Origin of the sequence: Mucilaginibacter mallensis (assembly GCF_900105165.1) — a bacterium.
Lineage (GTDB): Bacteria > Bacteroidota > Bacteroidia > Sphingobacteriales > Sphingobacteriaceae > Mucilaginibacter > Mucilaginibacter mallensis.
The window spans coordinates 3,193,927-3,205,573 of record NZ_LT629740.1; the positions used below are offsets into that span (position 1 = coordinate 3,193,927).

At 40.6% G+C, this 11,647-nt stretch carries 6 protein-coding genes; 1 reads left to right on the top strand and 5 read right to left on the bottom strand.

Going from position 1 to position 11,647, the window contains the following annotated elements:
• Position 1: 1 nt before the first annotated feature.
• Positions 2–3,259, bottom strand: coding sequence for a SusC/RagA family TonB-linked outer membrane protein (locus BLU33_RS13035; RefSeq protein ID WP_091373426.1), 3,258 nt, complete (start codon positions 3,257–3,259; stop codon positions 2–4).
• An 88-nt stretch (positions 3,260–3,347) separates the two neighbouring features.
• Positions 3,348–4,019 (bottom strand): DUF3826 domain-containing protein, encoded by a 672-nt coding sequence (locus BLU33_RS13040; protein ID WP_091373430.1) that lies wholly within the window; start codon positions 4,017–4,019, stop codon positions 3,348–3,350.
• A gap of 417 nt (positions 4,020–4,436) precedes the next feature.
• On the opposite strand from BLU33_RS13040, the gene BLU33_RS13045 reads away from it, so the two are divergent.
• The gene (locus BLU33_RS13045) at positions 4,437–5,336 is read left to right on the top strand and encodes an AraC family transcriptional regulator (protein ID WP_091373433.1); all 900 of its coding nucleotides are present in this window, start codon (positions 4,437–4,439) and stop codon (positions 5,334–5,336) included.
• 6 nt (positions 5,337–5,342) lie between these two features.
• Here the strand turns inward: BLU33_RS13045 and galB are convergent, their stop codons facing one another.
• Genes galB through BLU33_RS13060 form a run of 3 tightly spaced genes read right to left on the bottom strand, consistent with a single transcriptional unit; the run spans position 5,343 to position 11,644 of the window.
• Complete coding sequence (gene galB, locus BLU33_RS13050) at positions 5,343–7,748, bottom strand: beta-galactosidase GalB (protein ID WP_091373437.1); 2,406 nt, start codon at positions 7,746–7,748, stop codon at positions 5,343–5,345.
• 3 nt (positions 7,749–7,751) lie between these two features.
• Positions 7,752–8,876 carry a glycoside hydrolase family protein gene (locus tag BLU33_RS13055; RefSeq protein ID WP_091373441.1) on the bottom strand — a complete coding sequence of 375 codons (1,125 nt, stop codon included), beginning with the start codon at positions 8,874–8,876 and terminating at the stop codon, positions 7,752–7,754.
• Positions 8,877–8,890: 14 nt separating this feature from the next.
• The gene (locus tag BLU33_RS13060) at positions 8,891–11,644 is read right to left on the bottom strand and encodes a family 78 glycoside hydrolase catalytic domain (RefSeq protein WP_091380507.1); all 2,754 of its coding nucleotides are present in this window, start codon (positions 11,642–11,644) and stop codon (positions 8,891–8,893) included.
• Positions 11,645–11,647: the final 3 nt, after the last annotated feature.

Here is an 11,647-nt window from a genome sequence, read left to right on the forward strand (position 1 = left end):
TTTAAAATCCTGCATTAAGACCGAAAGTAAATGTTCTGAGCAATGGATAGTTTTCTATACCAACCTGATCAGTTCTGTAATGGTCCGGATATGGGTTATATAAACTTAATACATTTGTACATTGGCCGAATAACCGTGCGCTGGCAAGACCAACAACCTTTATCCACTTTGTAGGTAGGGCCCAGCTTATATTGGCTTGCTGTATATTCCAGTTAAAACTATTTACAAACCAGAAGTTAGATACCACATCCCATTCTTTGTAATAATAAGGGGCAGGATAGGTAGCATTAGTATTTGTAGGTGTCCAGTGATCGCTCCAGAATGCTGCCCTGTTTTCCTGCAAATCCGCACCACCCGAGCTGGCATTCTGATTGTCATTTGATGTTAGCTCAGTACCTGATATTGATGAAGTTCCGCCCCAGCTTAAGCCGCTTACTACATTTAAGCTGATGCTTTTATAACTAAAGCCGAAGTTGAAACCTGCGTTGTTGTGATTGCCTACTTTGTGCGATAGATATTTTTCGTCCTTAGTATCGTTATTTTCTATTATGCCATTCCCGTCTAAGTCGGCATAGTTTATCATACCCGGGGCAGGCGTTAAACCAAATATTTTAACATTTTGAGCACCACCTGCTGCGGCTGCTCTTGACGCTATGATCTGGTCAGCCTGTGACTGAGTTCTGATAAGGCCAAGGCTTTCATAGCCAAACACACCACCATCATCTGATTTACCTGTACGATCCTGTGCAGTACCTATTAAACCAGGTGCTATGTCTTCACGTATATTTTTATCGTCGCTCCAGCTATAAAATACTTTAACATTATAGCCCCAATCCGAGTTGATATGGTCAGCCCATCCCACAGTAATTTCTGTACCGAAGTTGTCTACAATACCATAGTTTTCGGCGGGCGGTGTGTTGCCGATTAGAAATGGCACAGCGCCGCTCAATGTAGTTAATAGGTCATAACCGTGGGTCCAGAAATAATCACCGGTAATTGATAAACGGTTCTTTAAAAATTGCATATCAACGCCATAATCTGTTTCAGTCCTGTGATCCCAGGTTGTATTCGGATCGGCCAGGTTGCCCGATTTTATACCGATACCACGTACTTGTTCATCAAACACAGCGCCACCATTAGGGCTGCCTGTAGCGATACCATATTGTTGATAATATTGATAGTTTGCTGAAGCAATTGAGTTACCACCCACTATGCCAATACTTGCTCTGAATTTTAACTGATTTACCCAGGGAGCCAGATCTTTTACGAATTTTTCGTTTGAGGCTACCCAACCAACCGAAACTCCACCAAAATTACCCCATCTCTCACCGGATGCAAAATTGGTAGTACCATCCTGACGACCGACTAATTGCAATAAATAAGTTTGATTATAATCATAATTGATGCGTTCTATAACAGATTCAGCCCCTGACTCGCCAAGTAAACTTCCGTTTGCCTGGTTAGTTTGCTGCAAGCCGGTGGTAAAGTTAAAGTTTGGCAATCCGCCCGGAACAACTCCGGCTACGTTTGCGTTTACAAAATTGTCATTAGTCTCCCTTTGCTCATATACAACCAGTCCGGTAATGTTGTTTTTACCAAAGCTGTTCTGATAGTTAAGCGAAGCATCTAACTGATAAGCTTTAGCATACGAAGGGTTAAACGTAATAATGTTTCCGTTATCAATTTCAATAGTTTTAAGAAGAGTACCGCCGGGTATGTGATTATTAGCACCGGTACCTGAATACTGGGAATAATTAAACCCGGTACCAAACTGTGTTGGGAAGTTGGTATTGATATTGTAATTGAAAGTAGCGTTTGCTGTTAAGCCCTTAACGCCAGGTATTTCATAACTTAATGTTCCTAAAAAGTTGGTAAGGAACTGGCGATTATCTTCGTAATTGTTTGAATTTTGGAAAAGCATTACGTTGATATCATCAAATGTTGTACTTGATAAATACACCGGATTGCCGTTGATAAAATATTTTTGCCATGGTAATGCCTGGTTCAGCGTTACTACGTCATTATTTAAACTTTCCGTAGTACTCTTTTGTTTATACCAAAACTCTTTGTTGTATGATTGGTCAAAACTTACATTTAACCCGGCAGTTAAGCCTTTAGCCGGCTTCGCCTGAACATTGGCACGTATCCCCCATTTATAGTTACTAATGCCCGAAAAGTTCGAATTTTGGTTTACATAATCAGCGCCAACAAAATAAGTAGCTTTGTCTGTACCGCCCGATATATTCATGGCTTCACGCTCAACATCTGCTGCATGAAATTCCTGTTTAAGAAAATTAGAATTGTTTGCTGGATTATTGATGTAAGCCAATTCATCGGGAGTATACCAGCCTGAAATTTTTTGTGAAGCATTACCATTCACATAACCATTGACATCAATAGTATTACCGGTTTGCACACCATTAGGCGCCATTTCGCCAATCTGCTGGTAATCGTTAATAAAGGTTGCCATTTGTGGGCCTGTGAGCATCTTTGGAAGCTGTACAGCATTTGCAGAACCAAATTGTGAGCTGAAGCTGATTTTAGGAGCACCTATTTTGCCCTTTTTTGTACGTACCAGAATAGCACCCGAACCACCGGATACACCATAGATCGCAGCTTCGGCATCTTTTAATATAGAAATGCTTTCAATGTCATTTGGGTCGAGTAAATTAAAATCGGCCTGTGAACGCTGTATATCGTCAATAATAAAAAGTGGATTTGTTGAGCCACCCGCACTTGAATTTAAAACCACCGGGTTACGGATGGTAAGTGTAGCCGGCTGGCCAGGGCGTTGATCTTGTGCCACAGCTAAACCTGCCACCTGGCCTGCTAATGAAGCACCAAGATTAAGGCTGGGGATATCCTGAATATCCTTTGGCGAGATGGTCACTACAGCTCCTGTTAAAGTTGCTTTCTTTTGTGTACCATAACCTACTACCACTACTTCATCCAAATTACTGGTATTTGGCACCAGTTTAAAGTCGGCATTCCTTTCGCCCTCCCTTAATGTTTTTTCCTGGTAGTTATATCCAAGAAACTTAACACCAATAACAACGCTTTGTAAATTGGTTACTTTAATTGAATACTTGCCATCCGCATCTGTAGCGGTAGATGATGTACTACCTTTAACCTGTACGGTTACGCCAGGCAGCGGCGCATTCTTTTCGTCCGTAACAGTACCGGTAATGGTTCTGTTTTGGGCTTTTAGTACAGTGCTGAGCAGCAGTAGTACTGAAAGTAAAAGGTAAATTTTTCTCATAAAAATTTTAGGTTAATTTAATTGGTATTTAGTATAATTAGGTTTGCATATGTATTAATTAATGGCCCACCCATTAATTAATAATTTCTTATCCTTTCTGAGCTGATTTTTCTTTTATGCGTTGCTGCCATTCTTCACCTGCTTTCTTCATATCATAGCCCTGTGCTGATAAATAATTATTTATCCTGCCTTTATATTTACCAAACCAGGCATGCTTTTTCTCTGATGATTCTGCATCTATGGCATGTTCACGCGCTTCGGTTAACCATGCTTTAATCTGAAGCTTTTGCGGATCGGTTAAAGCTGGTAATTCATCAAGATATGCGTTATAGGTTAATGGTAATATTTTATAGGTCATCTCATTCTTAACCTCGTCTATTTGCTGCGGTGTAAGCTCAGTGCCAAGCCTGGTTAAATAAGATGCGTGTAAGGTGTTTAACTGTTTATCAACGTTACTATCAATCAGTGCTATTTGCGTATTGGCAGTAGTTTTATCATCGGCATATTTTGCTTTTATATCCTTAACCTGCTCATTGCGGCTATCATGGATAGCGCTCAGGTTGCCGTATTGGTTAACCACAATATCTGTTACCCGTTTAAATTTTACAGAGTCGGTAATATTAAGTGCCGAAACTATTTTTTCGGCCCGCTTGGTTATTACTTGTGTATAATTTGCCTGCTCATCAGCTGGTGCAGTTTGTGCATGTACTGATGACATGCCCAGCGCTGCTATCATTACTATAAAAAGATATTTTCTCATCGGTTTATTTTAATAAAATTGAATATATATTTAACATTATCAGACTAATCTATCAGCCCGAATAATTGTACCACAAACACTAATTAAGCAATCAATAATTATTAAGACTTAACCAGTTGCAAAAAATATAATTTATTAGTTCGGTTTATATAATGCGCAGTAACTGTTATCATTAAAACAGACTACAATAACAAATATCAAGTAATAGTAATTGCTATTACTACCTGTATTTATCAACTTATTGTATGATATTATCATGGGCTTAATTGCAATATATCACAACATCTTTACATGCCGTTTTTAGGTTAATACTTGATAACATCATTTTTTTTTCAGTACATTTAAATTCTAAACCTGAATAACCAATAATAACCAGATCAAGCAATTGATTTATTTTTTATTAGATTTAAGTTCAAAATGAAACCACATTTTCTCAAAGTTGATGTAAAACCACAAAATTCGTTTAGCATCAGACATGATATTTTACCTACTTTCAGGGGTATATGGCACTACCACCCTGAACTGGAATTACACTATGTTATTAAAGGTGAAGGTGTGCGCTTTATTGGTGATAATATCAGCAACTTTTCTTCCGGAGAAATATTATTGCTAGGAGAAAAACTACCACATTGCTGGCGATGCAAAGAAGAGTATTTTCAGCCTGATTCCGGGCTGAATGTAGAAGTGATAGTTATACACTTCTTACCTGATTGCCTGGGACGCTATTTGCTTAATTTGCCTGAGGCTTATCTATTACCTAAACTGTTCGAAAAAGCCAAAAATGGTATAATCGTTAATGGCCCTGCCAAAGAAGAATTGAAACGCTTAATGCATCGTGCAGTTAATGCCAATAACCTCGACCGCATTATAGTATTACTATCCATACTCAAAGTATTAGCTGAAAATGACGATTTTGAACATATTACACTCTCACACAATGAGTTTCATCAATCAAACGAATCGGATACTATCCGCCTGAATAAGGTTTGTGCTTATACCTTAAGCAACTATAAAAAGGAAATAAGCCTGAATGAAATAGCTGCTATAGGCAATTTAAGTGTTACCTCTTTCTGTAGATATTTTAAATTAATGACTAAAAAAACATTCTCTGATTTTTTAACAGAGATACGCATCAGCCATGCCTGCCGCTTTTTAATTGAAGATAAGCTGCCCACTGAAGTACTTTGTTTTGAGTGTGGATTTAACAATATATCCAACTTTTACCGTCACTTTAAAAAGGTAACGAACATGACGCCGCTTGAATATAAACGACGATATTTAAAAGGGCAGGCGCCGCAAGTGGCCCAAAGCGCTTAAGGTTGTTTATTTAACATTTAAAACCAAACTAGCAGGTTGTAAACCCTTAGCCTGCGCGTAAATAATAGCTGTGCCCCCAATCTTTTTTGCCTGGGCTATCAGTAAACACATACCGTGGAATGCTTTACTATGGTTCGCCTTGAATGATTCCATGCTTATTTGCGAACCATTATCAGTTCCAGTTATTTGTGCAGGGCCTGTGATCTTAAAATCAACAAGATTATCAGCATCCGGCACAATATTACCACTGGCATCCAGTACTTTTACTGTTACAAATGAAAGATCCTGACCGTCGGCATTTATGGATTTGCGATCTGCTGATAGCTCGATTTTTGCAGGCAGGCCAGCTGTATGTATCTCTTGTGTTAATACAATCTTTCCATTTTTTCGGGATACAATCTTCAATGTTCCGGGTTCAAACTTAACTTTCCAGTTTATGTGCAACTCATCGCCCTGTTTAGCTTTCACACCTAATGACCTGCCGTTTAAAAACAGTTCCACTTCATCGGCCTGACTATAATAGGCCCAAACATCAACTAATTGCCCGGGCTTCCAGTTCCAGTGCGGAAACAGGTGCAAAACAGGTTTGTTTGTCCACTCGCTTTGGTACATATAGTAAACATCCTTTGGGAAACCAGCCAAATCAGCAATACCGAAATAAGAACTACGTGCAGGCCAGGGATATGGCGTTGGCTCTCCAATGTAATCAAAGCCAGTCCAAATGAATAATCCCGACAGGAAATCATATTTTTTGATGACCTTCCACGTTTCCTCGTGGGTTGAACCCCAATAAGCCGCTACATTATCGTAAGCAGTAACTGCAAACTCAGAATTACTTTGTTTAAAGGGTACCTTTGAACTTTGCGGCCAGTGCCTTGTAGTATCGGTTGGCGTATCATAAAATCCGCGGGTTTCCAATGCCGACATAGTTTCGGTAGCTATAAACTTTTGACCGGGATAATTCTTCGGAAAATCAGCATATACTTCCTGGTGATAATTAAGCCCTACCAGGTCCAATGCTCCCGATTGATAAATAAAGTTTTTATGCGGATTTGATTCGCTCAACGCTGAGGTAACCGGCCGTGTATTATCAATATTCTTCACTATTCTCACCAGTTCCCGGGCTATAGATATACCTGTACTATCAAATTGCTCACGAATCTCATTACCTATACTCCAAATAAATACAGATGGGTGGTTACGATCACGCAGGATCTGATCTTCCAGATCCCGTTTATGCCATTGTGCCCAATCTTCGTGATAATCATGTTTGGTTTTCTTTTTGGCCCACATATCAAAGGCTTCATCCATCACTAAAAAGCCCATTTTATCGCATAAGTCCAAAAACTCTGGTGCGGGAGGATTATGTGAGGTACGGATAGCGTTGCACCCCATATCCTTTAAAATTTGTAATTGCCGTTCTATCGCCTGTGTATTAACAGTAGCACCTAATGCCCCCAGATCATGATGCATACAAACACCTTTGATCTTCATGTGAACACCATTTAAGGAAAAGCCTTTTTGTGCATCAAACTCAAAAGAACGGATACCGGTATTAACGGTAATATTGTCCAACACCCGGCTTCCCTGCATAATTTGCAGCGATATTTTATACAGATACGGATGATCGGTTGACCAGAATTGCGGATTTTTAATCGTTAAATTATATGCGGAAGCTAAAGTTGTATCGCTTGAATTTTTAAGCGGTGAAAAATTAGAAGTTACTGCTTCTCCCTTCTCATTATAGATGGTTGTTTTTAAGCTAAGCCCCTTACCTTCCGGCCTTATAGTGGTGCTTATATGTACCGATGCCTGATTATTTGAGATCTGCGGAGTAGTAACAAAAGTACCCCATTTAGTAAAACAAGTTTTATTTACTGTAGTAAGCCACACATTACGATATATTCCTGACCCGCTGTACCAGCGTGAATTAGGCTGATCTCCATTGTCAACCTTAACAGCTATTACATTATCCCGATCGCCAAAATTTAAGTATGGGGTAAGATCGTAACTGAATGAAATGTAGCCATTGGGTCGCTTGCCGAAGTAATGACCGTTTATCCAGACTTCCGAATTACGGTAAACGCCATCAAAATCAATAAATACATTCTTATCTTTTGCCGATGATGGCACGTTGAAAGTCTTACGATACCAGCCAATACCGGCAGGTAAACCACCTTCGCCCTGTGTTGTAGGATTTTTTTCGTCGAAACTACCTTCTATGCTCCAGTCGTGAGGCAGATCAAGCGTGCGCCATTTGCCATCGTTAAATGCAGGCTGTTTTGCAAGGCTATCATCGCCCAACATAAACTTCCAATTCGCATCAAAGCTTTCTGTTTTACGCACCGATTGTGCCGATGCATAGTTGCAACAGAATAAGCTTAATACCAAACAAATAAACAACAAACGCATAGTTTACTTTTTAACTTTTACCGGAGGTGCTACAAAATTCACTTCACTTTTACCCATATCTTTTGATGTAGCTACGGCTATGCCACGCTGCTGCGTTTTATCAACCGCACAATAGAAATGATAAACTACTCCTTTCCAATTCACCACATATGATTTATGGGCAAATTCATTGTCAAATGGTTCGGATGCCTGGATGAGTTTTTCTCCCGTCCAGTCTGTCCAGTGAATTAAATCATAAGAACATGCAAAGCGGTTAAAAACCCCACCCAGACCGGTTTTCCAAAACGCACCAAAGTAGAACATCACATATACATTACCGATCTTCTGAATATCCGGATCGCCAGTTATGCCGGGGCCGTGGTTCAATACAGGATCTTTTCCATAGCGTGTCCAATGCAGCATATCATCAGATGTTGCCATTCCTATTCGCTCAGCACCGTGTTTTTTGTCGACGCTATCCCCGTTAGCATTGTAATACATCACAAATTGATGGCCCGTTAGCTTCGATTTATCCCAGATTACAGTTTCCTTATATTGTGTATGATTATCCCACCAGGAAACATCCTTATCAAGCACCGACAGCACCGGATGATCTAAACGTGTCCATTCATGCGCAACAGTCGGATCCTGATTAGTATAAGCTATACCAATGGAAAGCATCCCCTTTTCATACCCACGATCATGACCGCCGAAGTACGACATCCAATATTTGCCATCATATTTTTGCAGATCATAGCTTCCACCCCATTTGGTATCAATTAGTGCTGGGTAGCCTGCTTTTTGGTTATTATCCCAATTAGTGGTATCGGAGAATGACATTATCCTGCCTGTAGTTTCCCAGTGCAAAAGGTCCTTACTGTTAGACAACCAGGTTTCATAGCCACGCCCATTAAAAACAATATAGGTCATGAACCATTTGCCACTTTTACGGAAGATAGTTGGACAATCCACCTTTTTTGAATTATCCCCCGGCACTACAACCAAGCCGTATTTGTATGGCGTTTTTACCTGGTCATAAACCTGTTGCATTACATTATCAGGCACTTTATTGATGTCGGATTGCGCCATAACACTGCCTAAAGTGGTTATGCCAATAAGTGTAGTTAATATGATTTGTTTAAGTTTCATACGATGCTGATTTTCTATTTACCCGCAATAAAATGGTAGATACCTGAACCCGTTTTTATTAAAGCCCTACCATCTTTATAGCCTAAAAGCTGTGATTTATTAACCGGTTTTCCATCTTCAGTAATGACTGTACCGGGTTTAGCAGGCAGGTATACTACAGCGGTGGTATTTACCGGGATCTGAACCATTAGGTCAAAATCTCCATTTCTCTTCTTCCAGTCTGTAGCAATAATACCATAAGGTGAATCATAACTCGCTTTTGCATAAGTAACATCACCTACAGGCTCCGGCTTTATTTCGATCTTATTCATGGCAATGGCACCGTGAGCTGAGCGGATGCCGGCCAAACTACTGTAAAACCACTCCATAATATGGCCCAGCATTAGGTGATTGTTGGATACCTGCGGCAAAGCTCCCCATGATTCTGTTAACGAAGTTGCTCCGTGTGCCAACTGATAGCCATATCCCGGCACATCTGAACGACTGTTCATATCAAAGATCACATCCGAACGCCCGGCATCATCCAATGCTTTCAGCAGGTAACGAAACCCAATATCGCCAGCAGTAAGGCTGTTGCCATGATCCTTTAATTCCTTAACCATATTGTTGATAACAGCATCTTTGTCCTGTGGTTCAACTAAACCCATGTATAGCGAGATGGAATTTGCTGTTTGGCTACCTGTGCCGTATTCTTTGGTTTGCGTATTAAAGAATGCTTTATTATAAGCCTGTTTAACATCTGCTGCTAAAACATTATAGGTTGCAACATCCTGCGTTTTACCTAAAAGCTTTGCCACTTTAGCTATAATATCGAGATCATAATAATAAAAAGCAGTCGCGGTAATTCCTTTTGGTGTTTGCTGTGAATAGCCCGGCGCTTGGGGACCCTGGTCGTACCAATCACCTAAACCCTCCGTAAGGATGTGATGATCGGCTTTCGTGCCTAAGTAATCGATATAGCGTTTCATCATATCGTAGCTATTGGCTAACACATCTTTATCACCATACCACTCATAAACATACCACGGCAAAATGATGCTATTACTTCCCCACTCCGGTGAATCACGGAAAGGCTCGCCGAATTGAGTGTATTCAGGTGCTATCTCAGGTATTAAACCTTCGGATGTTTGCGCCAGGCGCATATCGTTTATACATTTTAGTGCCAGGCGATGGATATCATAATTATAACGTATTGAATTCCCTACTAAATGCACTTCTTCCAGCCAACCCAGTTTTTCGCGGTGCGGGCAATCAGTAAACAGGCTTGCCATATTGCTTTTCATGGCCCAGTCAATCAGCTTAAATGCGCGGTTAAACAGCTCATTTGAACAACTAAAGCTACCAACCGTAGCGGCAGCATTGCGTGTATGTAAACCCTTTATATCTAACAAAACAGGCAATTGACTTGGATTAGCTTTGCCTTGCGAAACTACGCCCTCTACCTGTAAATACCTGAATCCATAATAGGTAAACTGAGGATGCCAGGTTTCGGGGCCGCCACCTTTTAAAATATAATTATAATAATGTGGTTTGCCTGATCCGGTTTGATTTGCGCTGCCATCAGGGTGAATTAATTCTGCGGGGATAATTCGTACCGTATCCCCCTTTTTGCCCTGAATAGTGATTTGCGGGATACCTGATGCATTTTGGCCCAGATCATAAACCCATGCGCCATTACCTATGTCTTTTTTGCTGATGGGGGTAAATTCCTGCATCACTTTCAGCGGGTCAGCTGCCTGCGCGTTTAATTGCGGAGAGCCCGTTACTATTATAGCATTTTGCCATTTAGTATCATCAAAATTAATAGTGTTCCAGTCGGGTTGCTCCAGGTTGGCATTGTAATCTTCACCACCGTAAATGCTGGTAAAAATTATTGGGCCAGGAGCTGTTTTCCAGCTTCTATCGCTCCCTAAATTAGTAATCGAGCCGTCTTTATACTCAATTACCAGTCGGCATATCATTTTCGGATAGCCATAAGCACCGGTCATTTTACGATAGCGTTTATCCCTTGGGATATAATAGAAGCCGTTGCCGAGCATTACACCTAACGCGTTGTTACCTTGTACCAACTTGTCGGTTAAATCAAAAGGCACGTATAAAGCCTGTTTATTATATTGCGTCCATCCGGGGTCGAGGAAATGATCACCTACCTTATTGCCGTTCAGGCTCATATCAAAATGACCTAAACCACATATGTATAGGGTAGCTCTTTTTACAGGCTTGCTAATAGTAAACGTTTTGCGCAACAAGGGCAGCACATCATTAGCAGGCAGCAAACCTTTGGGCCCTTTACCTGCCGGAAAAGGCACCATGCGCATGGAATCGGGCATTTGCGCGTAGGCTATCCATTTTGCACCTGCCCAATCGGCGAGTGTTAGCAAACCCATTTGCCATTTTGCTATTTCGCTCCATGCTGACATATGCTGGTGATTATCCCAAACTGTCACTTTCCAGTAATAAGTTTTGGCTGATAAAAGCGGCCTACCCTTATAAGCTACCTCAATTGATGTTGATGAATTGATATGCTTTGAATCCCAGGTATTGCCTATGTTCTTATCTAAACTTTCAATATTATCGCTAACCAAAATACGGTAAGCTGTTTGCATAATATTGCGTTCTGCAGATTGTAGCTTCCAGCTCAACTTTGGCGATGAGGCCTCAATCCCCATAGGATTGCTCTCATACTCGCATTGCAAATTGGCTACCTTCAGCGTTTGCGCAAACACCTGTGACGGAAACAGTAAAAGCAGCAAATAAAATCTTTTCATTTC

Coding starts and splice junctions, on each gene's coding strand:
- BLU33_RS13035 (WP_091373426.1), bottom strand. CDS start 3,259: ATGAGAAAAATTTACCTTTTACTTTCAGTACTACTGCTGCTCAGCACT.
- BLU33_RS13040 (WP_091373430.1), bottom strand. CDS start 4,019: ATGAGAAAATATCTTTTTATAGTAATGATAGCAGCGCTGGGCATGTCA.
- BLU33_RS13045 (WP_091373433.1), top strand. CDS start 4,437: ATGAAACCACATTTTCTCAAAGTTGATGTAAAACCACAAAATTCGTTT.
- galB (WP_091373437.1), bottom strand. CDS start 7,748: ATGCGTTTGTTGTTTATTTGTTTGGTATTAAGCTTATTCTGTTGCAAC.
- BLU33_RS13055 (WP_091373441.1), bottom strand. CDS start 8,876: ATGAAACTTAAACAAATCATATTAACTACACTTATTGGCATAACCACT.
- BLU33_RS13060 (WP_091380507.1), bottom strand. CDS start 11,644: ATGAAAAGATTTTATTTGCTGCTTTTACTGTTTCCGTCACAGGTGTTT.